Origin of the sequence: Enterovirga sp. (assembly GCF_028290205.1) — a bacterium.
GTDB lineage: Bacteria > Pseudomonadota > Alphaproteobacteria > Rhizobiales > Beijerinckiaceae > Enterovirga.
The window spans coordinates 1-20,717 of sequence record NZ_JAQGKF010000169.1 but is presented as its reverse complement, the minus strand read 5'-3'; the positions used below and the strand labels follow the sequence as shown (position 1 = coordinate 20,717).

23 protein-coding genes are annotated in these 20,717 nt (G+C 69.0%); 11 read left to right on the top strand and 12 right to left on the bottom strand.

From position 1 onward, the window contains the following. Positions 1-51: 51 nt before the first annotated feature. Genes cobS through JWR86_RS12355 form a run of 4 tightly spaced genes read left to right on the top strand, consistent with a single transcriptional unit; the run spans position 52 to position 4,697 of the window. Positions 52-1,038: a cobaltochelatase subunit CobS gene (cobS, locus tag JWR86_RS12370; RefSeq protein ID WP_299565808.1), complete on the top strand. Its 987-nt coding sequence runs from the start codon at positions 52-54 to the stop codon at positions 1,036-1,038. Positions 1,039-1,057: 19 nt separating this feature from the next. Next, positions 1,058-1,768 (top strand): haloacid dehalogenase type II, encoded by a 711-nt coding sequence (locus tag JWR86_RS12365; protein WP_299565805.1) that lies wholly within the window; start codon positions 1,058-1,060, stop codon positions 1,766-1,768. Then, positions 1,765-3,663, top strand: coding sequence for a cobaltochelatase subunit CobT (cobT, locus tag JWR86_RS12360; RefSeq protein ID WP_299565802.1), 1,899 nt, complete (start codon positions 1,765-1,767; stop codon positions 3,661-3,663). Before JWR86_RS12365 ends, cobT begins: the two co-directional genes overlap by 4 nt. Beyond that, positions 3,660-4,697 carry an esterase-like activity of phytase family protein gene (locus tag JWR86_RS12355; protein ID WP_299565800.1) on the top strand — a complete coding sequence of 346 codons (1,038 nt, stop codon included), beginning with the start codon at positions 3,660-3,662 and terminating at the stop codon, positions 4,695-4,697. Before cobT ends, JWR86_RS12355 begins: the two co-directional genes overlap by 4 nt. A gap of 12 nt (positions 4,698-4,709) precedes the next feature. Here JWR86_RS12355 and JWR86_RS12350 read toward each other — a convergent pair whose 3' ends face one another. The 7 genes from JWR86_RS12350 to JWR86_RS12320 form a co-directional block, all read right to left on the bottom strand. Then, a complete protein-coding gene (locus tag JWR86_RS12350) occupies positions 4,710-5,186 on the bottom strand; it encodes a 2'-5' RNA ligase family protein (RefSeq protein WP_366914582.1) in 477 nt (158 codons plus the stop codon). A 35-nt stretch (positions 5,187-5,221) separates the two neighbouring features. After that, a complete protein-coding gene (locus JWR86_RS12345) occupies positions 5,222-5,623 on the bottom strand; it encodes a F0F1 ATP synthase subunit epsilon (RefSeq protein WP_299565844.1) in 402 nt (133 codons plus the stop codon). Positions 5,624-5,743: 120 nt separating this feature from the next. Next, positions 5,744-7,192: a F0F1 ATP synthase subunit beta gene (gene atpD / locus JWR86_RS12340; RefSeq protein ID WP_299565797.1), complete on the bottom strand. Its 1,449-nt coding sequence runs from the start codon at positions 7,190-7,192 to the stop codon at positions 5,744-5,746. 23 nt (positions 7,193-7,215) lie between these two features. Further along, positions 7,216-8,097, bottom strand: coding sequence for a F0F1 ATP synthase subunit gamma (locus tag JWR86_RS12335; RefSeq protein ID WP_299565794.1), 882 nt, complete (start codon positions 8,095-8,097; stop codon positions 7,216-7,218). Positions 8,098-8,217: 120 nt separating this feature from the next. After that, the gene (atpA, locus tag JWR86_RS12330) at positions 8,218-9,747 is read right to left on the bottom strand and encodes a F0F1 ATP synthase subunit alpha (RefSeq protein WP_299565791.1); all 1,530 of its coding nucleotides are present in this window, start codon (positions 9,745-9,747) and stop codon (positions 8,218-8,220) included. After that, positions 9,747-10,319, bottom strand: coding sequence for a F0F1 ATP synthase subunit delta (locus tag JWR86_RS12325; RefSeq protein ID WP_299565788.1), 573 nt, complete (start codon positions 10,317-10,319; stop codon positions 9,747-9,749). The genes atpA and JWR86_RS12325 overlap by 1 nt, the downstream gene beginning before the upstream one ends. A gap of 179 nt (positions 10,320-10,498) precedes the next feature. Beyond that, complete coding sequence (locus JWR86_RS12320) at positions 10,499-10,909, bottom strand: flagellar assembly protein FliX (protein ID WP_299565784.1); 411 nt, start codon at positions 10,907-10,909, stop codon at positions 10,499-10,501. A gap of 197 nt (positions 10,910-11,106) precedes the next feature. Between JWR86_RS12320 and JWR86_RS12315 the strand changes: the two genes are divergently transcribed. The 7 genes from JWR86_RS12315 to flaF all read left to right on the top strand — a co-directional run bounded on the left by JWR86_RS12315 (position 11,107) and on the right by flaF (position 17,179). After that, positions 11,107-12,240: a flagellar basal body P-ring protein FlgI gene (locus JWR86_RS12315; RefSeq protein WP_299565781.1), complete on the top strand. Its 1,134-nt coding sequence runs from the start codon at positions 11,107-11,109 to the stop codon at positions 12,238-12,240. Beyond that, positions 12,240-12,587, top strand: a complete 348-nt coding sequence (locus JWR86_RS12310) for a rod-binding protein (RefSeq protein WP_299565779.1) — start codon at positions 12,240-12,242, stop codon at positions 12,585-12,587. The genes JWR86_RS12315 and JWR86_RS12310 overlap by 1 nt, the downstream gene beginning before the upstream one ends. Then, a complete protein-coding gene (locus tag JWR86_RS12305) occupies positions 12,580-13,041 on the top strand; it encodes a hypothetical protein (RefSeq protein WP_299565776.1) in 462 nt (153 codons plus the stop codon). The genes JWR86_RS12310 and JWR86_RS12305 overlap by 8 nt, the downstream gene beginning before the upstream one ends. Positions 13,042-13,186: 145 nt before the next feature. Next, positions 13,187-14,716: a flagellin gene (locus tag JWR86_RS12300; RefSeq protein ID WP_299565773.1), complete on the top strand. Its 1,530-nt coding sequence runs from the start codon at positions 13,187-13,189 to the stop codon at positions 14,714-14,716. Between the two features lie 178 nt (positions 14,717-14,894). Continuing rightward, positions 14,895-16,391: a flagellin hook IN motif-containing protein gene (locus JWR86_RS12295; RefSeq protein WP_299565770.1), complete on the top strand. Its 1,497-nt coding sequence runs from the start codon at positions 14,895-14,897 to the stop codon at positions 16,389-16,391. Positions 16,392-16,428: 37 nt separating this feature from the next. Next, positions 16,429-16,863, top strand: a complete 435-nt coding sequence (gene flbT / locus JWR86_RS12290; RefSeq protein ID WP_299565767.1) for a flagellar biosynthesis repressor FlbT — start codon at positions 16,429-16,431, stop codon at positions 16,861-16,863. Then, positions 16,802-17,179, top strand: coding sequence for a flagellar biosynthesis regulator FlaF (gene flaF, locus JWR86_RS12285; protein WP_299565764.1), 378 nt, complete (start codon positions 16,802-16,804; stop codon positions 17,177-17,179). The genes flbT and flaF overlap by 62 nt, the downstream gene beginning before the upstream one ends. A gap of 9 nt (positions 17,180-17,188) precedes the next feature. Here flaF and JWR86_RS12280 read toward each other — a convergent pair whose 3' ends face one another. The 5 genes from JWR86_RS12280 to JWR86_RS12260 form a co-directional block, all read right to left on the bottom strand. Continuing rightward, positions 17,189-17,620 carry a MaoC family dehydratase gene (locus JWR86_RS12280; protein ID WP_299565840.1) on the bottom strand — a complete coding sequence of 144 codons (432 nt, stop codon included), beginning with the start codon at positions 17,618-17,620 and terminating at the stop codon, positions 17,189-17,191. Between the two features lie 53 nt (positions 17,621-17,673). After that, the gene (locus JWR86_RS12275; protein ID WP_299565761.1) at positions 17,674-18,699 is read right to left on the bottom strand and encodes a nitronate monooxygenase family protein; all 1,026 of its coding nucleotides are present in this window, start codon (positions 18,697-18,699) and stop codon (positions 17,674-17,676) included. 14 nt (positions 18,700-18,713) lie between these two features. Continuing rightward, positions 18,714-19,478 (bottom strand): SDR family NAD(P)-dependent oxidoreductase, encoded by a 765-nt coding sequence (locus JWR86_RS12270; RefSeq protein ID WP_299565758.1) that lies wholly within the window; start codon positions 19,476-19,478, stop codon positions 18,714-18,716. Between the two features lie 36 nt (positions 19,479-19,514). Further along, on the bottom strand, positions 19,515-19,937 hold the full coding sequence (locus JWR86_RS12265; RefSeq protein ID WP_299565755.1) for a cupin domain-containing protein: 423 nt from the start codon (positions 19,935-19,937) through the stop codon (positions 19,515-19,517). Positions 19,938-20,034: 97 nt separating this feature from the next. Then, on the bottom strand, positions 20,035-20,717 hold a 683-nt coding region (locus JWR86_RS12260), incomplete at its 5' end, for a phosphotransferase (RefSeq protein WP_299565751.1).

The window sequence follows — 20,717 nt, the reverse complement described above, 5'->3', positions numbered from 1 at the left end:
CCGAGGCGCGGCAGGGCTTCCGCTCCGAGCTCTCCGCCGAAGAGGCTTCTGATGCTCATCACGAAAGAGTCCGCGCCGGCCGTGCCGGACATGAAGGTTTCGGTCCGGCAGGTCTTCGGAATCGATACCGACCTCGAGGTGCCGGCCTATTCGCAAGCCGAGACCCACGTCCCGGATACCGATCCGGACTATATCTTCGACCCGCCGACCACCCTGGCCATCCTGGCGGGCTTCTCGCGCAACCGCCGCGTGATGGTGACCGGCTATCACGGCACCGGAAAATCCACGCATATCGAGCAGGTCGCGGCCCGGCTGAACTGGCCCTGCGTCCGCATCAACCTCGATAGCCACGTGTCCCGAATCGACCTGGTCGGCAAGGACGCCATCGTCATCAAGGACGGGCTGCAGGTCACCGAGTTCCGGGACGGCATCCTGCCCTGGGCCTACCAGAACAACGTCGCCCTGGTGTTCGACGAGTACGACGCCGGACGCCCGGACGTGATGTTCGTGATCCAGCGGGTGCTGGAATCCTCCGGGCGCCTCACCCTGCTCGATCAAAGCCGCGTGATCCGGCCGCACCCCGCCTTCCGGCTGTTCGCGACAGCCAACACGGTCGGCCTCGGCGACACCTCCGGCCTCTATCACGGCACGCAGCAGATCAATCAGGCGCAGATGGACCGCTGGTCCATCGTGAGCACGCTCAACTACCTGCCCCACGACGTCGAGGTCGACATCGTCCTGTCCAAGGCGCACCACTACCGGTCGCCCGAGGGGCGCGACACGGTCAACAAGATGGTGCGGGTGGCGGACCTGACCCGCAACGCCTTCATCAACGGCGATCTCTCGACCGTGATGTCGCCCCGAACCGTGATCACCTGGGCGGAGAACGCCGAAATCTTCGGTGATCTCGGCTTCGCGTTCCGGCTCACCTTCCTCAACAAATGCGACGAGCTCGAACGCGCGCTGGTGGCTGAATTCTACCAGCGCTCCTTCGGCAAGGAGCTGCCGGAGAGCGCCGTGAACGTGGCGCTGAGCTGACAGCCGCGGGATCGCGACCATGACCGAGGCTCCTGATTTGCCCGTCGAAGCCCTGTTCTTCGACGTCTTCGGCACGCTGGTCGATTGGCGGGGCTCCATTTCCCGCGAGGCGCCCGGCCTGATCGGCCGGGAGATCGACGGGCTCGCCTTTGCCGACGCCTGGCGGGCGGAATACCAGATCGGCATGGAGGGGGTGCGGGACGGCAGCCGGGGCTATGTGCGGCTCGACGTGCTGCATCGCGAAAACCTGGACCGCATCCTGCCCCGTTTCGGCCTGCAGGACCTCGACGAGGAGGTTCTGGCCCGGCTGAACCTCCTGTGGCATCGGCTCGACGCCTGGCCCGACGTTCAGTTCGGCCTGTCGCGGCTGCGCCGGCGCTTCCGGCTCGCGCCCGCCTCGAACGGCAATATCGGCCTGATGGTCGACCTCGCCCGCCACAACGACTTCGTCTGGGACGCGATCCTGGGTGCCGACGTGGCCCGGGACTACAAGCCGAAGCCCGCGGTCTACCTGGCGGCGGCGGAGGCCATGGGGCTGCCCCCGGAGCGCTGCATGATGGTGGCGGCCCATTCCTACGACCTCAAGGCGGCGGCGGCCTGCGGCTTGCGGACCGCCCATGTCGCCCGTCCCGACGAATACGGACCCGGGACGGGGGAGACCGCGCCGACCGTCCAGGTCGACATCGCCGCCGAGAGCTTGGCCGACCTCGCCGAGAAGCTCGGCGCGTGACCATCTCCAACCGCAAGCCCGGCGACCGCAAGGATGCCCCGAACGAGGGCCTGAAACGCTCGATTGCGGGCTGCATGCGGGCGCTCGCCCGACGGCCGGATCTCGAGGTCAGTTTCGCCTCGGACCGGCCCGTTCTGTCGGGCGAGAAGGCCCGGCTGCCCGAGCCGCCTCGCCGGGTCACGCCCGAAGACGTCGCGGTGGTCCGCGGCCATGCGGACGCCATGGCGCTTCGGCTCGCCTGTCACGACGCCGCGATGCACCGCCGGCTCGCGCCCCAGAACCAGACTGCCCGCTCCGTGTTCGACGCCGTCGAGCAGGCGCGCGTGGAGGCGATCGGGGCTCGCCGCATGGCGGGCGTCGCGGACAACCTCGAGGCCATGATCGAGGACCGCTACCATCGTGGCGGCAAGTACGAGGACATCACCGACCGGGCCGATGCGCCGCTCGAGGATGCCATCGCGCTGATGGTCCGGCAGCGCCTCACCGGACGCAAGCCGCCGGCGCCGGCAGCCAAGATCGTCGCGCTGTGGCGCGACTTCGTGGAGGAGCGGGCCGGTCGGGACCTGGACGGGCTGCTGGACAGCCTGGAGGACCAGCGCAACTTCGGCCGTTCCGTGCGGGAGCTGCTGTCGTCGCTCGACATGGCGGACGACGCATCCTTCGACCGCGACCAGGACGACGACCAGGACGGCGAGGAATCGTCGGATCCGTCCGAGGGCGGAGACGGGGAGCAGGACGAGCGCCAGCAGGGCGAGCGCAGCGAGGTGGAACTCGACGACCAGTCCAGCGAGGACATGGACGACGACGGCGCCACCGAATCGGCCGACGCGCCCTCCGGCGAGATGCAGGAGGACATGGACGAATCCGACGCCGACGAGGCCTCGGAAGCCTGGCGCCCGCCGCCCTCCCGCCAGAACGAGGCGCGCGGCCCCGAATACCACGCCTTCACGACCAAGTACGACGAGGAGGTCGACGCCGAGGAACTGTGCGATCCGGAGGAGCTGGCGCGGCTCAGGGCCTATCTCGACAAGCAGCTCTCGCATCTGCAGGGCGTGGTCGGCCGCCTGGCCAACCGCCTGCAGCGCCGCCTCTTGGCGCAGCAGAACCGCTCCTGGAACTTCGACCTGGAAGAGGGCATCCTCGATCCGGCCCGGCTGCCCCGGATCATCCTCGATCCGCACCAGCCGCTGTCCTTCAAATGGGAGAAGGACACCGAGTTTCGCGACACGGTGGTGACCCTGCTGCTCGACAATTCGGGCTCGATGCGGGGACGGCCCATCACGGTCGCGGCGACCTGCGCCGACATCCTGGCCCGGACGCTGGAGCGCTGCGGGGTGAAGGTCGAGATCCTGGGCTTCACCACGCGGGCCTGGAAGGGCGGGCAATCGCGCGAAAGCTGGCTGCAGAACGGCAAGCCGGCGAGCCCGGGCCGGCTGAACGACCTTCGGCACATCGTCTACAAATCTGCCGATTCGCCGTGGCGCCGGGCCCGTCGCAACCTCGGCCTGATGATGCGCGAGGGGCTGCTCAAGGAGAATATCGACGGCGAGGCGCTGGATTGGGCGCACCAGCGGCTGCTCGCCCGGCCGGAGCAGCGTCGCATCCTGATGGTCATCTCCGACGGCGCGCCGGTCGACGATTCGACACTCTCGGTGAATTCCGGGAACTACCTGGAGCGCCACCTGCGCCACATCATCGAGGAGATCGAGACGCGCTCGCCGGTGGAACTCATCGCGATCGGCATCGGCCATGACGTCACCCGCTATTACCGGCGCGCCGTCACCATCGTGGACGCCGAGGAACTCGGCGGCGCCATGACCGACAACCTGGCGCAATTGTTCGAGGAGGCGGCCGCGCCGGCGGCTCGCGGAGGACGGCGCCGGGCCGCCCGGTGAGGCCGAGCCGGCGCGCCTTTGCGGCCGCAGGGCTCGGGCTCGTTGGCCTCGGCGGGGCGGCGGCCTTCTGGTGGCTGCAGCCATTCTCCGGGCCGGACGCGCCGGTACGGATTGAGATCCGGGCCGACCCGATCGGGGCACTTGGCCCTCCGGACTCGCCGCAAACCCGCTTTGGCCAGCTCGAATTCCGGTCTGGCCTCGTCCTGACCTCGGCGGCGGCCGGGTTCGGCGGCCTGTCCGGCCTCTGGCGACAGCCGGACGGCGGCCGCGACCTCGTCGCGATCTCCGACCGGGGACACTGGCTGACCGCCCGGATCGAGCGCAGCGCCGGGCGGCTGTCGGGGCTGTCGGCGGCCACGCTCGGCCCCATCCTCGACGATGCCGGACGGCCGATCCGCACCACCCGCGGCTACGACGCGGAGGCGCTGGCGATGGGCGGGTCGGACGCCTATGTGGCGGTCGAGCGGGAGCACGCCATCCGGCGGTTCGCCTGGGGTGCCGAGGGCGTGGTGGCCCGAGGGCATGCGATGCCCGTTCCCCCGGCGCTGCGCGAGCTGCCGGCCAATGCCGGCATCGAGGCCCTGGCGTTCGCACCTGCCGGCCATGCCCTCGCCGGGAGCCTCGTCGCGATCGCCGAGCGGGCCCGCCGGGGTGCGGACTCACCCACCGTCGGATGGGTGCTGCGGCACCCGGCCTCGTTCCAATTCGACGTGGTCCGGCGTGACGGGTTCGACATCACGGATGCGGCCTTCCTGCCGGGCGGCGAGCTTCTGCTTCTGGAGCGGTTCTTCTCGCCCTTCAGCGGCGTGCGCTGCCGGATTCGGCGCGTCGGTCGCGATGCGATCCAGCCCGGCGCCCTGCTGGACGGGCCCCTGCTGTTGGACCTCGACGGCCGGGACGGCATCGACAACATGGAAGGGCTCTGCCTCCATCGCGACGAGGCGGACGGCGCCACGGTGCTGACGCTGCTGTCGGACGACAACTTTTCGCCCTTTCAGCGCACGCTGCTGCTGGAATTCACACTGCTGGACTGATCCGGAAGCGGCTCAGGCCGCGAAGCGGAAGAGCCTCAGTCGCTCCCAGGGGCCACCGAGATAGCGCCACAGCAGCAGCCCCTCCGCCCGTGCGGTGAAGGGCTGGAATTCGCCCTGGAGCTCGGCCAGGAGGCGGCGCGCCGCCTCGGGCGCGACCTTGTTCTGCACGGTGACGTGAGGGGCGATCCGGGCCGAATCCTGCGCCGAGAGCCAATCGGCCCATTCCCGGGCCAGCGCCTGCCTCAGGCGAACCAGTTCGGCCGACGCAAAGGCGAGGGCGACGCCGTGGCCGAGGGAGCGGAAGCCCGTCGCTTCGAGGGAAAACGAGCGTTGCCGGACGGCCAGGGCGGCGAGGTGCCGGACGATGCTGTCCCGCTCGGTCCCGGGCAGCGCGTGAAAGAGGGTGAGGTGCGCCGGAACCTGGTTCCGGTCCGGCGGAAAGTGCAGCCGGCGCAGGGCGTCGAGCCGCGCGAAGCTGGCGCCGTCCAGCGCCAGGGTCAGGATGAGGGGCTGTGCGTCCCCGCTCAGAACTTGAGCGTCTCGCGCGCCTCGCGCAGCTGCGCGATCATGGCGTTGGCGGCTTCGCGGGCCTCGTAATCGGCCGAGCCGTCGCGCTGCGTTTCGGCCTCGAGGATCTCGCGGTCGATCAGCTCGGGGGTCAGTTCCTCGAGCGGCGTCGCGCGCTCGGCCAGGACAATGACACCGGCCGGATTGATCTCGGCGAAGCCCCCGCGCACCAGAACGCGCGAGCCCTGGTCCTTGTGGCTGGTGACCACCACGAAGCCGGCCCGGAGCGTCGACATCACGGGCGCGTGGCCGGGCAGGACGGTCATGTCGCCCTCGCTCCCGGGCAGCATCACGGCCTCGACCTCGCCGGAGAAGAGGACGCGCTCGGGAGCGACGAGTTCGAAGTGCAGGGTGGCCATCTCTGTCTTACTCACCGTCATCCCGGCTGGAGCTGGGCGCAGAGCCGCGATCCGCCGCCGTGCCGTGTACCTGGGTCCCGGAACGCGGCGAAGCCGCGCCCGGGACGAGGGAGAATGGCGTCACGCCTCGGCGGCGAGACGCTGGGCCTTCTCCACCGCCTCCTCGATCGTGCCGACCATGTAGAAGGCCGCCTCCGGCAGGTGATCGTACTTGCCCTCGACCAGGCCCTTGAAGCCCTTGATCGTGTCTTCGAGCGCGACGAGCTTGCCGGGCGAGCCGGTGAAGATCTCGGCGACGAAGAACGGCTGGGACAGGAAGCGCTCGATCTTGCGGGCGCGCGCCACCGACAGCTTGTCCTCTTCCGAGAGCTCGTCCATCCCGAGGATTGCGATGATGTCCTGCAGCGACTTGTAGCGCTGCAGCGTCTGCTGCACCTGCCGAGCCACCGCGTAATGCTCCTCGCCGACGATCGCCGCCGACAGCATGCGGGAGGTGGAGTCGAGCGGGTCCACGGCCGGGTAGATGCCCTTTTCGGCGATCGACCGCGACAGCACGGTCGTGGCGTCAAGGTGGGCGAAGGAGGTGGCCGGGGCCGGGTCAGTCAGGTCGTCGGCCGGGACGTAGATCGCCTGAACCGAGGTGATCGACCCCTTGTTCGTGGTGGTGATCCGCTCCTGCAGGTTGCCCATGTCGGTGGCCAGCGTCGGCTGATAGCCCACCGCCGACGGGATGCGACCGAGAAGCGCCGACACCTCGGAGCCCGCCTGCGTGAAGCGGAAGATGTTGTCGACGAAGAAGAGCACGTCCTGGCCCTCGTCGCGGAACTGCTCGGCGACCGTGAGGCCGGTCAGGGCGACGCGGGCGCGGGCGCCCGGGGGCTCGTTCATCTGGCCGTAGACGAGGGCGCACTTCGAGCCTTCGCCACCGCCGTGCTTGTTCACGCCGGACTCGATCATCTCGTGATAAAGATCGTTGCCCTCACGCGTGCGCTCGCCGACGCCGGCGAACACCGAGAAGCCGCCATGCGCCTTGGCGACGTTGTTGATCAGTTCCATGATCAGCACGGTCTTGCCGACGCCGGCGCCGCCGAAGAGGCCGATCTTGCCGCCCTTGGCGTAAGGGGCGAGGAGGTCGACGACCTTGATGCCGGTGACCAGGATCTGGGCTTCCGTCGCCTGCTCGGCGTAGGTCGGCGCTTCCTGGTGGATGGCGCGCGTCATCTGGAACGAGATCGGGCCCGCCTCGTCCACCGGCTCGCCGATGACGTTCATGATGCGGCCGAGCGTGCCGGGGCCGACGGGCACCAGGATGGGCTGCCCGGTGTCGCGCACGGGCTGACCGCGGACGAGGCCTTCGGATGTATCCATGGCGACGCAGCGGACGGTGGATTCGCCCAGCTGCTGGGCCACTTCGAGGACCAGGCGGTTGCCGCCGTTGGTGGTTTCGAGGGCGTTCAGGATCTCGGGGAGGTGCCCCTCGAACTGCACGTCGACGACGGCCCCGATCACCTGCGTGATGCGGCCGGTCGGGTTCGGGTTGGCGGTCGGCATGGCCAGAGCGGCGGACATGATGCTTCCTTCGTTCGTAGGGATCAGAGCGCCTCAGCGCCCGAGATGATCTCGATGAGTTCCTTGGTGATCATGGCCTGACGCGACCTGTTGTAGATCTGCGTCTGCTTCTTGATCATGTCCCCGGCGTTGCGGGTCGCGCTGTCCATGGCGCTCATGCGGGCGCCCTGTTCGGACGCCGCGTTCTCGAGCAGCGCCCGGAAGACCTGCACCGCCACGTTGCGGGGCAGGAGGCTCGCCAGGATCTCGTTCTCGTCCGGTTCGTACTCGTAGACCGCCTCGTTGGCGGTCACGTCGCTCGTGCCCGTGCCGAGCTCGACCGGGATGATCTGCTGCGCCGTCGGGATCTGCTGGATGACCGAACGGAAGCGCGAGAAGAACAGCGTCGCGACGTCGAATTCGCCGGCCTCGAACAGGTTGAGCACCTTCGAGGCGACCATTTCGGCCTCGCCGTAGCCGATCTGCTTCACGGCCCGCAGGTCCACCAGGTCGATGATCTGCTGCCCGAACTGGCGGCGCAGGACGTCATGGCCCTTCTTGCCGACGCACAGGATCTTGACCGTCTTGCCCTGGCCCATGAGCCGGACCGCATGCTCGCGCGCGAGCCGGGAGATCGAGGAATTGAAGGCGCCGCAGAGGCCGCGCTCGGCCGTGCAGACGATCAGGAGGTGTGTGCGGTCCTGCCCGGTGCCGGCGAGAAGCCGCGGGCTCTCCGGGCCGATCGTGATGCCGCCCGACAGGTTGGCCATCACGGCGGTCATCCGTTCGGCGAAGGGCCGTGCGGCCTCCGCCGCCAACTGCGCCCGGCGCAGCTTCGCGGCCGCGACCATCTGCATGGCCTTGGTGATCTTCTGCGTCGCCTTCACGGAGGCGATGCGGTTGCGGAGGTCTTTCAGCGATGGCATCGGATCTTTGCTCTCGGCCCCACCTGCTGTCATGCCCGGCTGGCCGGGCACCCCGCTTCGGTCGCGAGTCCTTTTGGATCGAGGTGGCCGGGACAAGCCCGGCCGTCAGCCCTACGGGGGCTAGCTGAAGGTCTTGGCGAAGCTCTCGACGGCGCCGCGGAGCTTGGCTTCGCTGTCGGCCGTCAGGTCCTTCGACGTGCGGATGGCATCGAGAACGTCCGCATGCTTGCCGCGCATGGTCGCCAGGATGCCGTCCTCGAAGGCCCGCACCCGGTTCACCGGCAGCCCGTCGAGGAAGCCGTTGGTGCCGGCCCAAATCACGGCGACCTGCTCTTCCATCTTCAGCGGCGAGAATTGCGGCTGCTTCAGGAGCTCGGTCAGGCGTGCACCGCGATTCAGCAGGCGCTGGGTCGTGGCGTCGAGGTCGGAGCCGAACTGCGCGAAGGCTGCCATCTCGCGGTACTGCGCGAGCTCGCCCTTGATCTTGCCGGCGACCTTTTTCATCGCCTTGGTCTGAGCGGCGGAGCCGACGCGGCTCACCGACAGACCGACGTTCACGGCAGGCCGGATGCCCTGGTAGAACAGGTCCGTCTCGAGGAAGATCTGGCCGTCCGTGATCGAGATCACGTTCGTCGGGATGTAGGCCGAGACGTCGTTGGCCTGCGTCTCGATGACCGGCAGCGCGGTCAGCGAGCCCGCACCCTTGGCGTCGGACATCTTGGCGGCGCGCTCGAGCAGGCGCGAGTGCAGGTAGAACACGTCGCCCGGATAGGCCTCGCGGCCCGGCGGGCGGCGCAGCAGCAGCGACATCTGCCGATAGGCGACGGCCTGCTTGGACAGGTCGTCATAGATGATCACGGCGTGCATGCCGTTGTCACGGAAGAACTCGCCCATGGCGCAGCCGGCGAAGGGCGCCAGAAACTGCATCGGGGCCGGGTCGGAGGCGGTCGCCGCCACGATGATCGAGTATTCGAGAGCGCCGTGCTCCTCGAGCGTCTTCACGAACTGGGCGACCGTGGAGCGCTTCTGGCCGATGGCAACGTAGACGCAGTAGAGCTTCTGGCTCTCGTCGTTGCCCTGGTTCAGCGGACGCTGGTTCAGGATGGTGTCGAGCGCGATCGCGGACTTGCCGGTCTGGCGGTCGCCGATGATCAGCTCGCGCTGGCCGCGGCCGATCGGGATCAGGGCATCGACGGCCTTGAGGCCGGTGGCCATCGGCTCGTGCACCGACTTCCGGGGAATGATGCCGGGGGCCTTGACGTCGACCCGGCGACGCTCGGCGGCCTGGATCGGGCCCTTGCCGTCGATCGGGTTGCCCAGCGCGTCGACGACGCGGCCGAGCAGGCCCTTGCCGACCGGCACCTCGACGATGGCGCCGGTGCGCTTGACGGTCTGGCCTTCCTTGATCTGCCGGTCGGAGCCGAAGATCACGATGCCGACATTGTCCTGCTCGAGGTTCAGGGCCATGCCCTGCACGCCGGACTCGAACTGCACCATCTCGCCGGCCTGGACGTTGTCGAGGCCGTAGCAGCGCGCGATGCCGTCACCGACCGAGAGGACCTGGCCCACCTCGGTGACCTCGGCTTCCTCACCGAAGTTCTTGATCTGCTCCTTCAGGATCGCCGAAATCTCGGCGGCGCGGATGTCCATCACCGGGCCTCTTTCATCGCAATGCGTATGGAATTGAGCTTGGTCTTCAGGGAGGCGTCGACCATGCGGGAGCCCACCTTGACCACGAGTCCGCCGATCAACGACGGGTCGATCTTGACGGCCATGTCGACCTCGGAGCCCGCCATGTCGCGGAGGGCGGACCGAATGTCGTCCATGACCTTGGCCGAGGGTCGCTCGGCGAGCCGGACTTCCGCGGACACGATGCCCTTAGACCGGGCCACCAGCGCGCGGTAGCCCCGGATCATCTGGGGAAGGACGAAGAGCCGGCGCTTGGAAGCGACCAGCCTGAGGAGGTTGGCGGCGACGCCGCCAATGCCGGCCCTGAGCAGGACCGCATCGACCGCAGCCCGCTGCTCCGCCGCGGAGAAGACTGGGCTCCGGATCAGCCGGCGCAGGTCGGCGCTCTCGTCGAGCATCCGCTGGAACGACTCGAGATCACGGCTGACCGCGTCGATCTGGTTCTCGTCGCGTGCGAGGTCGAACAGCGCGGACGCGTAACGCGCCGCAACGCCGGACACGCCCGGACCTTCGCTTGCCTGTGTGTCAGCCACCTGTCTCTCGTCGCTCTTCGAGGCTCGCGCCGGCGGCGCCGGCGGACCCCGTATCCGCACCGTGTCGGGATGGATCGCCCGCGTCGGATAGCATCCGTCGGCAAGGCGCCGGTGCCCTAGCACGCGGGTTGGTGGGGTTCAAGCTGCCCCGGCGGGTTGAGCCGGCCGAAGGGGAGGGGTCAGCCGCCGCCGAGCTTCGCCAGTTCGACTTGGGCGCGCAGCTCGATCGCCGCCACGATGCCGTCCAGCGTCGGGTCGCCGCTCGCCACCGAGGCGGCCGCGAGCCCGGAGGTGAGCCGCCCAAGTTCCTGCAGGGGCACCGCGCCGCCCAGAAGAGCGGCCTTGAGCCCGTCCAGCGCGTCGAGCAGGTCCTGGCCCCGGCGGGCGGAGCGCCGTCTGCGCTCGGCCGAGCTGTCGTCGCCCTGCAGCATGAGGATGGCGTCGAGGGTGGCGAGTGGGGCCGCGGCCCGGGCCGGGGCGCCGCTCTGCGACTCGGTCGCGGCAAGGCGGAAGCCGGGCCGGGCCGGGCCGGCTGCCGGACGAGGGCCGGCGGCGACCTGGGCGGGGGCGAATCTGGAATCGATGCGCATGGTCGGTCTCACCTCGCCCTGACATCGGCCCGACATGGTTAAGACTTCCTGAAGAGGGCGGCAGATGTTGCCGGCCCTGGGTGGCGATTGCCCGGCAGCTCGTCGGGCCGGCCGCAATCAGAGTCTGGGAAATCAATGGCTTAGAGGTGGCACGAGGCTGGCGAGGGAGCAGCAAAGCCCCTCGCGCCCGGTCACTCATGCACCGCCTCCTTCGTCCCGCGCTCCTCGCCGCCTCCCTGGCCTCGGCCCTGTGCGGGTGTCTGCTGACCGCTGGCCCCGCTGCGGCCATGTCCCGGATCAAGGACCTGGCCACGATCGAGGGCGTGCGGCAGAACAATCTGGTCGGATACGGCCTGGTGGTCGGCCTGAACGGCACCGGCGACACGCTCAACAACGCGCCCTTCACCAAGCAGTCGCTGACCGCCATGCTGGAGCGGCTCGGCGTCAACACGAGGGGCGCGACGCTCCGGACGGCGAACGTCGCCGCCGTCATGGTGACGGCCAGCCTCCCGGCCTTCGCCACCCAGGGCACGCGGCTCGACATCACCGTGTCGGCGCTCGGCGATTCGAAGTCGCTGCAGGGCGGAACGCTGCTCGTGACTCCCCTCCTCGGCGCGGACGGCGAGGTCTACGCCGTCGGGCAGGGATCGGTGGCGATTGCGGGGTTCCAGGCCGAAGGGGAGGCCGCCAAGGTCACCCGGGGTGTGCCCACGGTGGGCCGCATCTCCAACGGGGCGCTGATCGAGCGCGAGATCGAGTTCAAGCTCAACGCGCAGCGCGGGCTCCGGCTCTCGCTCCGCAACCCGGACCTCACCACCTCGCGCCGGGTCGCGGCGGCCATCAACGATTTCCTCGGGTCGGACACGGCGGAGCCGATCGATCCCGGCACCGTGGCGATCCAGATCCCGGCCAAATACCGGGGCAACATGGTCCAGCTCCTGACGGAGATCGAGCAGCTCCGGGTCGAGCCCGACCAGATCGCCCGGATCGTGATCGACGAGCGTTCGGGGATCATCGTGATGGGCCGGGACGTGCGGGTGTCGCAGGTCGCCGTCGCCCAAGGCAATCTCACGGTCACGATCTCGGAAGCGCCCGAGGTGAGCCAGCCCAACGTGCCCTTCACCGAGGGCACCACGCAGGTCGTGCCCCGGACGCGGGTCAAGGTCGATACCGGGGACGGCAACAAGCTCGCCATCGTGCGCGAGGGCGTCTCCCTGCGCGAGCTCGTGGATGGGCTCAACGCGCTCGGCATCGGCCCACGCGACCTCATCTCCATCCTGCAGGCGATCAAATCCGCCGGCGCCCTTCAAGCCGAAATCGAGGTGATGTGATGGTAGCTCCCCTGGCCATGCTGGGCCTGTCGGTCGCCGCGGATCTGATCGGCGGGCTGGTCGATGGCGGCGCCCCGGGAACGGCCTCCGGCCTTCCCGGCAAGGACAAGCTGCAGAAGACCGCGAAGGACTTCGAAACGGTGTTCCTGGAACAGACCCTGGACCGGCTCACCGAGGCGGCGGGCGAGGACGGACCACTCGGCAATGGCGGGACGGGCGGCTCCGTCTACCGGTCCATGCTGGTCAAGGAACACGCCGGCCAGATCGTGAAATCGGGCGGGATCGGCCTGGCCGACAGCGTCTACCGGCAGATGCTGCGCATCCAGGAGGGCGCGTCCCGTGGCTGAACCCCGCGCCGCGCGTCCTGGTCTCACGGGGCCTGTGGAGGCCGAGAGCTTCGTGGCCGCCTTCGCGGGCACGATCGGCGAACTCACGGCCCTGCTCGAGGAGGAGAGCACCTATCTGGCGGCGGGCCGCATCCGGGAGGGGCTCGCCCGCGAGGAGCGGAAATCGCAGCTTGCGGCGGGCTACATGCTGGGCCTTGAACACGCCAAGAGGAATGCGGTGGCGCTGGCCCGTTTCGCCCCGCACGCCCTGCCAGGTCTGCAGGCCGCCCAGGTGGCACTGCGCACCGCCGTGGAGCGCAACCAAACCGTGGTGGCCACCGCTCGGGCCGTGTCCGAAGGGCTCGTCAGAGGGGTGGCCGAGGAGGTCGCCCGGCGCTCGAGCCCGCGTGGCTACGGCGCGCCTGCGCCTGCCGCCGCCAGCGCCCGGCCGCTGGTCTACTCCGCTCGCCTCTGAGGAGCGCACCGCCGCGACAGCGGCCGTTAACCATGGGGCACGGGGCCGGGCAGGATTTACGGAACCTTAGAACGAGACGTCGAAACTAGGGTGGTTCGCCCAGGAAGGGTGACCCGCCTCAAGGCCGAACCAGAAGGGTTCTTCGATGTCCGTCACGATTTCCAGCGCCGTGAAGTCCAATCTTCTCGCGCTCCAGACCATCTCCGCGGAAACCAACAAGTCCCAAAACATCTTGTCGACCGGCAAGAAGGTCAATTCGGCTCTCGACAACGCCACCTCGTTCTTCACGGCGTCCTCGCTGAACAGCCGGGCCAGCGCCGTCTCCGGCCTGCTCGACTCGGTGTCGAACGGCATTCAGACGATCAAGGCCGCCAATGCCGGCATCACCTCGATCACCAAGCTTGTCGATCAGCTGAAGTCGACCGGTCAGCAGGCGCTTGCCTCGGCCTCGGCCTACACCTCGCAGGCGTCCTACAGCACGTCGGCGATCGCCGGCTCCACCGGCGCCGACCTGCGCGGAGCCAACACGGCCGCCACCGCGACCGGTACGGCCCTCGGCACGGCCACCAGCGCCACCCTCCTGAGCGCCCTTCCGACCGCGGTTTCCGCTGGCGACACCTTCGTCGTGAATGGCACCACGATCACGGCAGTGGCGTCCGGCGCGACGGGCGACCAGGTCAACGTGGGCGACGCGGCGAGCGTGCTCTTGGCCAAGATCGCCACGGCGGCTGGCACCAGCGCCACCGCCACCCTCGACGCGACCTCGCACAAGGTCACCGTGACGGCCGGCGACACCTCGACCGCGCTCACGCTCGGCGGCACGGGTCTGAGCAAGCTCGGCCTCACCGCCGGCACCCAGGCCGCCGGCAGCGGCCCGGGGATCCTGGATGGCAAGACCCTGACGTTCACGGTCGGCACCGGCGGCCCGCTCGCCGTCAAGTTCGGCGATCCGGCCACCACCACCGGCGCCGTGAAGTCGCTGGACGACCTGAACGCCAAGCTCTCCACCGTCGGCCTGACCGCGAGCGTCGACTCGACGGGCGTTCTGAAGTTCGGGACCACCAGCGACACGGCGTCCAAGACCTTCAAGGTCAAGGCAGACTCGGCTGTCGCGGGTGTCACGACCTCGGACGTCACGAGCTCGGCACCTGTCCGCGGCGGCGCCGGCGCCGATGCCCGCGACGCCCTGGTCACGCAGTACAACTCGCTGCTCGACCAGATCGACACCCTGTCCAAGGACGCCAGCTACAACGGCCTCAACCTGCTGAAAGGCGACTCGCTGACGCTCGTCTTCAACGAGACCAACAGCTCCAAGCTGGCGATCACGGGTCAGGACGGGTCCTTCTCGGGTCTCGGTCTGTCGAAGGTGGCGGCGCAGAACTTCAACGACGGCAACGGCATCAACAGTGTCCTGTCGACGCTTGAAGGCTCGAAGACCACGCTGTCCAGCCTGTCGTCGAAGCTCGGCGCCAGCCTGGCGGTGGTGCAGACCCGTCAGGAGTTCACGAAGGAACTCGCCAACACGCTGTCGACCGGTGCAGACAACCTGGTCAACGCCGACCTGAACGAGGAGGCGACCAAGCTGCTCGCGCTCCAGACCAGCCAGTCGCTGGCCCAGTCGGCGCTGTCGCTGGCCAACCAGTCCCAGCAGGGCGTGCTGCGCCTCCTGCAGTAAACCGGCTGAGCCTTCACGGGCTGCGGAATGGCGAGGCTTCGGCCTCGCCATTCTGTTTCGGATAGGACACGACAACTGACACCTGGCCCCGGATTCAGCGGTGTTTACGTTTTATTAGGGTTAACGGAAAAACATGGGCGGTGAGGTCGAAGGATTCGGCCGAGACCGGGTTCCCCCCATGTCCGACATTGTTCTCTCGAACGCCTCCCGAAATTCGCTGCTGGCGCTCCAGAACACCTCTGCGTTGCAGCAAGCGACGCAGAACCGCCTGGCGACCGGCAAGAGGGTCAACACGGCGCTCGACAATGCCACGAGCTTCTTCACGGCACAGGGTTTCAGCAGTCGAGCCAACGCGCTGACTGCGCTGCTCGACTCGATGAGCAACTCGGTCCAGACCCTGAAGGCGGCGGACAGCGGCATCACGTCGATTTCCAGGATCGTCGCGCAGCTGAAGTCGACGACCCAGCAGGCTCTGCAGAGCACCAGCGCCTACACGTCCCAGGCCACGCTCGCATCGAGCTCGCCTTTCGTCGGGGCCTCGGCTGCCGACCTGCGGGGAACCGCCGGCACCGCGACGGTCACCGGCACCGCCACCCTCACCACCTACACGGCCGCGGCGGGCGACGCCGGCGATGTCGTCATCAACGGCCGCAAGGTCACAATCGCGGCCGGCGACACCGCCGAGGCGATCCTCACCAAGATCAACAACACGGCCAATATCGGGGTCACGGCGCAGTTCGACGCCGCCGGCAAGCTGAAGCTCACGTCCAACGATCCGTTCTCGTCGGTGACGATCAGCGGCACGTCCGACACGCCCCCCTCGACGGCCGCCAGCCTGACCGCGCTCGGCCTGACGGCCGGGGCCACGGCCTCCACCAATCCGGTCAACGGCAAGACCCTGACCTTCGCCGTCGGCACCGGCGTGCCGCTGACCGTGCGCTTCGGGGATCCGGCCACCACGCCGGACGCCGTCAAGACCATGGACGACCTCAACTCCCGGCTGGCCTCCATTGGCCTCTCGGCGACGCTGGACGGCAGCGGCAAGCTCAGCTTCTCGACCACCACCCAGACCGCGTCTCAGACCTTCTCCGTCACCGGAACCCTGACCGGCGTGGGATCGAAGTTCACCACGACCAGCAGCACGCTGCCGGTCCGGGGCGGAAGCGGGGCGGACGCCCGCGACAACCTGGTCACGCAGTACAACAACCTGCTCCGCCAAATCGACACGCTGGCCAAGGATTCCAGCTTCAACGGCATCAACCTCCTGACCGGCGACACGCTCTCGATCCTGTTCAACGAGAAGAACACGTCGCGGCTCGACGTGGCCGGCACATCGGCCACCTCGTCCGGGCTCGGCCTCAGCGCGATCACGGCCGCGAACTTCGCCGACGGAAACGCCGTCGGGGCCATCCTGAGCCTGATCGAGGGGGCGACCGGAGCCCTGGCGAGCCAGGCCTCGCGGCTCGGCTCCACCTTGGCCGTCACGCAGACGCGGCAGGATTTCACGAAGCAGATCGTCAACACCCTGACGGCCGGGGCGGATGCGCTCGTGAATGCGGATCTGAACGAGGAGGGGGCAAACCTGCTCGCTCTCCAGACCAAGCAGTCGCTGTCACAGACGGCGCTGTCCCTCTCCGCCCAGGCGGACCAGTCGGTGCTGAAGCTGTTCGGCTGAGCCAAGGTCGCGCAGCGGTCTCCAGAAGGATGATCCCATGAGCCTCAAAGTCGAGCTGAAACCCGGCGAGCGCATCATCATCGGCACCGCCGTGGTTCGGAGCGGGGACCAGCGCGTGCGCTTCTTCATCGAAGGGGACGCCCCCATCCTGCGGGAGAAGGACATCCTGACCCCGGCGACCGCGACCACGCCCGCCCGGAAGATCTATCTCGCGCTGCAGCTCATGTACCTGACCGGGCCAGCCGAGGCCTCCGAGACCTATATCCCGCTGGTGCGCGAATTCCTGGGCGCCGTGCCGAGCGCGATGCCCTACATCGCGCGGATCAACAACGAGGTTTTAAGCGGCGATCTGTACAAGGCGCTCAAGACGGCGAAGTCGCTGATCGCCTATGAGCAGGAGCTGATAAATCATGCATTCGGTGGCCGCGAGCGCCTATGCGAAGACAGCCCGGACGACGCAGTCGCCGCGTGAGGTCGAAGCCGCCATTCTGCTGAAGGCCGCCCAGCAACTCCAGGCGGCGCAAGACAATTGGCAGCCCGAGCGGAACGAGCTCGGCGCTGCACTCGCCTACAACCGTAAGATCTGGACGATCCTCGCCACCTCGGCGACCGAGCCGGACAATCCCCTGCCGGCCCAGATCAAGCAGAACGTCGCGCAACTCGCCGCCGTCATCTTTCAGCGCACGCTGGCCATCCTGATGGAGCCGGCGCCCGAGAAGCTCGGCCTCCTCGTGCGGATCAACCGCGACGTGGCGAGCGGATTGCGGGCTCAGCCGAGCGCGGCCTGACCGCGGCCCTCAGCCGAGGACCGCGAGGGTGAGCCATTCGGCGACGAGGGCGGGCTTGGCCGCGCCCTCGATCTCCACGGTGACGCCGTGGCGCAGCAGCATCTCGGCCGGCCCGCGCCGGCTCACCTCGCGCAGCACGAAGCGGCCCCTGACCCGCGAGCCGCTGCGGACCGGCGCCACGAAGCGCACCCGGTCCAGCCCGTAATTCACGCCCACCCGTCGCCCGGCCACCTCGGGCAGGGCCTCGCGCGCAAAGGCGCTCAGCAGCGAGAGCGTCAGGAAACCGTGCGCCACGGTGCCGCCGAACGCCGTCTCGGCCTCGGCGCGGCGTGGGTCGACATGGATGAACTGGTGGTCGTCGGTGGCGTCGGCGAAGCGATCCAGATCGACCTGGGCGACGAGCCGCCAGGGCGAGACGCCGATCTCCTGGCCGACCCGCAGGCCGAGCTCCTCGACGGTGCAGGCGGATGGCCCGCCCCCGCTCCCGGCAGCGTTCACGCGGCCCGCCCGGCCGCGGGCCTCTCCTCCCGCAGCGGCACCCGCGGGCGCGCCAGGCGGGCTTCGGCGTATTCGGCCCCGAGGCGCTCGACGAACTCTCCGGCCGGCATGACGGCCTTGACGGCGCCGATGCCCTGGCCGGAGCCCCAGATGTCGCGCCAGGCCTTCACCTTGCGGGTGTCGTCGCGGCCCGGGCCGAAATCCATGCTCACCGCCTCGAGCTCGTGCAGCTTGCCGAGGTCCATCCCGGCGGCGGCGATGGAGGGGCCGAGGTAGTTGCCGCTCACGCCCGTGAAGGCGGGCGAGGTGACGATGTCGTCGGCCGCGCTCTCGACGATCATCTGTTTGTAGCGCTCGGGGGCGTTGGCTTCGTGCGTGGCGATGAAGGGCGAGCCGATATAGGCGAAATCCGCCCCCAGGGTCTGGGCGGCCAGGACCGCCCGCCCGGTTGCGATGGCGCCCGACAGGATCAGCGGGCCGTCGAACCAGGCCCGGATCTCCTGGATCAGCGCGAAGGGTGAGGTCGCGCCGGCATGGCCCCCGGCCCCGGCCGCTACCGCGATGAGTCCGTCCGCCCCCTTTTCGACCGCCTTGCGGGCGAAGCGCTGGTTGATCACGTCGTGCAGCGTGATGCCGCCCCAGCCGTGGACGGCCTGATTCAACTCGGGGTTGGCTCCGAGCGAGGTGATGACGATCTCGACCTTGTGCTTGGCGCAGACCGCCAGGTCCTGCTCGAGCCGTGCGTTGGAGCGATGGACGATCTGGTTGACGGCGAAGGGCGCCGCGGGGCTGTCCGGATGGGCCCGATCGTGCGCCGCGAGTGCCTCCCGGATCTCGTGCAGCCACTCGTCGAGCTGCGATGCCGGGCGGGCATTCAGGGCCGGAAAGGAGCCGACGATGCCGGCCTTGCACTGCGCAATGACCAGCGCGGGATTCGAAACAATGAAAAGCGGCGCCCCGATCACCGGGATCGCGAGCCGCCCGCCGAGGATGTCGCGCCAGCGTGCGGGGGAATTTGGCATCGTCACAGGGTCTCTCACGCGATTGTGACCCCTCCGTCCGCGACGATCACCTGGCCGGTGACGAAGCTCGACGCGGAGGAGGCGAGGAACGCCACCACGGGCGCGATTTCATGCGGCTCGCCGATGCGGCGGAGCGGCGTGCCGGCATTGCGCTGGGCGAGTTTCGCCTCGTCCTCCCAGAGCGCCTTGGCGAAATCCGTCCGGACGAGTCCCGGCGCGACGCAGTTCACCCGAACGTTCTTCGGCCCCCACTCCACGGCGAGGTTGCGGGCGAGCGCGAAATCGGCGGCTTTCGAGATGCCGTAGGCGCCGATCATCTCCGTGCCGCGCAGCCCGGCGATGGAGGACACGATCACGACCGAGCCGCCGCCCCGCTCCGCCATGCCCGGAATCACCAGCTTGGCCAGCCACAGGTTCGACTTCACGTTGGAGCCCATGATCTTGTCGAACGCCTCGTCCGGCAGTTCGCTCATCGGGCCGTAGAACGGGTTCACGGCTGCATTGCAGATCAGGGCGTCGATGCGGCCGAAGCGGTCCAGGGTGCGGGCGACCAGCGCCTCCACCTCGGGCTTGCGGCCGATGTTGCAGGCGATCACCTCGGCCTCGCCGCCGGCGGCCCGAATGGCCTCCGCGACCGGACGGCAGGCCTCCTCCTTGCGGCTGGAGACCACCACCCGGGCGCCGAGCCGGGCCAGCAGTTCGGCGCTCGCCCGGCCGATGCCGCGGGAGGAGCCGGTCACGACGGCAACCTGACCCTCCAGAGAAAAGGGGCTCTGCATGGTGACGCTCTAGCGGCTGCGTGAAGGCTCGGCCAGCTAGGCCGGCGAGGCGAGCGGCTTGCTCTTCTCGACCACGAAGGTGCTGACGATGCGGACCGGCTTGGCGCCGCTCTTGACGCCGGCATGCGGAGTGTTGGGCGGCACCTGGAACGCGTCGCCGGCCTTGTAGGTCTTGGTGGCCTGTCCCTCGATCGGCAGGTCGATTTCGCCGCTCAGGATGTAGCCGGATTCGATGCCCGGATGCGTGTGCCGGGCCACCATGACGTCGGCATCGATCTCGACCTCGGCCACGATGGTGACATAGCCGGGCGCCGGACCGTCCACCTGCGACAGGACCTTGCGGCGAAGACCGGAGGTGGCGGCCGGCGCGCCCTGGGCGGACACCTCCGTGGCCGCGAAACCCGTGATGGTGCAGATCGCGCATGACGCGAAGGCCGTGAAGCCGCGACGTGTCAGCATCGGTGTCCTCCCAAGGTCAGCCCCGGCGCTGCGGCCGAGCAGGCCAGCGTTCTTCCGGCCGGCCGAATAGTCAATTCGGGAGGCCCGGCCCGAGATGTCACGGGCCGGATTGGGCGATCTCCCAGCCGCGGGCGGCCAGCAGCGTGGCCCGTTCGCCATGCGAGGTCGCGTCGGCCGAGGAGGCGTTGCCCTGGCGGCCCCGCGCCAGCACGCCTTCCAGGATGGCGGCGATCCGGAACAGCGAGAAGGCGAGGTGGAAGGGCGTAATCGGCTCGGTGCGCCCGGTCTTGGCCGCGTAGGCCGCGACGTAGCTCGCCATGTCGGGAATGCCGAGCGCCGCGAGGTCGAGCCCGGCCATGCCGCGGAACGCCTCGGGCGGGTTCACATAGGGCATGCAGTGATAGGCGAGGTCGGCCATGGGGTGGCCGAGGGTCGAGAGCTCCCAATCCAGGATGCCGATCACCCGCGGCTCGGTCGGGTGGAAGATCATGTTGTCGAGCCGGAAATCGCCGTGGCAGATCACCGTGTCGTCGCCCGGCGGGATGTGGGCCGGCAGCCAGGCGGCAAGCTGGTCCAGGGCCGGGTTGTCACGGGTCTTGGAGGTCTGCCACTGCTTGGTCCAGCGCGAGATCTGCCGGGCGAAGTAGTTGCCGGGCCGGCCGAAGCCTTCGAGGCCGATGCTCTGCCAATCCGCCAGGTGCAGCCGGGCGAGGGCGTCCACCATGCCGTCGTAGATGCCGGCGCGCTCGGCCCGCGGCAGCTCGGGCAGGGTCGGCTCCC

Bases quoted from the DNA above. Each gene is read 5' to 3' on its own strand.
- cobS (WP_299565808.1), top strand. From the start codon at position 52: ATGCTCATCACGAAAGAGTCCGCGCCGGCCGTGCCGGACATGAAGGTT.
- JWR86_RS12270 (WP_299565758.1), bottom strand. From the start codon at position 19,478: ATGCAGAGCCCCTTTTCTCTGGAGGGTCAGGTTGCCGTCGTGACCGGC.
- flbT (WP_299565767.1), top strand. From the start codon at position 16,429: ATGAGCCTCAAAGTCGAGCTGAAACCCGGCGAGCGCATCATCATCGGC.
- JWR86_RS12300 (WP_299565773.1), top strand. From the start codon at position 13,187: ATGTCCGTCACGATTTCCAGCGCCGTGAAGTCCAATCTTCTCGCGCTC.
- flaF (WP_299565764.1), top strand. From the start codon at position 16,802: ATGCATTCGGTGGCCGCGAGCGCCTATGCGAAGACAGCCCGGACGACG.
- JWR86_RS12345 (WP_299565844.1), bottom strand. From the start codon at position 5,623: ATGGCCACCCTGCACTTCGAACTCGTCGCTCCCGAGCGCGTCCTCTTC.
- JWR86_RS12315 (WP_299565781.1), top strand. From the start codon at position 11,107: ATGCACCGCCTCCTTCGTCCCGCGCTCCTCGCCGCCTCCCTGGCCTCG.
- JWR86_RS12310 (WP_299565779.1), top strand. From the start codon at position 12,240: ATGGTAGCTCCCCTGGCCATGCTGGGCCTGTCGGTCGCCGCGGATCTG.
- atpD (WP_299565797.1), bottom strand. From the start codon at position 7,192: ATGTCCGCCGCTCTGGCCATGCCGACCGCCAACCCGAACCCGACCGGC.
- JWR86_RS12275 (WP_299565761.1), bottom strand. From the start codon at position 18,699: ATGCCAAATTCCCCCGCACGCTGGCGCGACATCCTCGGCGGGCGGCTC.
- JWR86_RS12320 (WP_299565784.1), bottom strand. From the start codon at position 10,909: ATGCGCATCGATTCCAGATTCGCCCCCGCCCAGGTCGCCGCCGGCCCT.
- JWR86_RS12365 (WP_299565805.1), top strand. From the start codon at position 1,058: ATGACCGAGGCTCCTGATTTGCCCGTCGAAGCCCTGTTCTTCGACGTC.
- JWR86_RS12265 (WP_299565755.1), bottom strand. From the start codon at position 19,937: ATGCTGACACGTCGCGGCTTCACGGCCTTCGCGTCATGCGCGATCTGC.
- atpA (WP_299565791.1), bottom strand. From the start codon at position 9,747: ATGGACATCCGCGCCGCCGAGATTTCGGCGATCCTGAAGGAGCAGATC.
- JWR86_RS12335 (WP_299565794.1), bottom strand. From the start codon at position 8,097: ATGCCATCGCTGAAAGACCTCCGCAACCGCATCGCCTCCGTGAAGGCG.
- JWR86_RS12295 (WP_299565770.1), top strand. From the start codon at position 14,895: ATGTCCGACATTGTTCTCTCGAACGCCTCCCGAAATTCGCTGCTGGCG.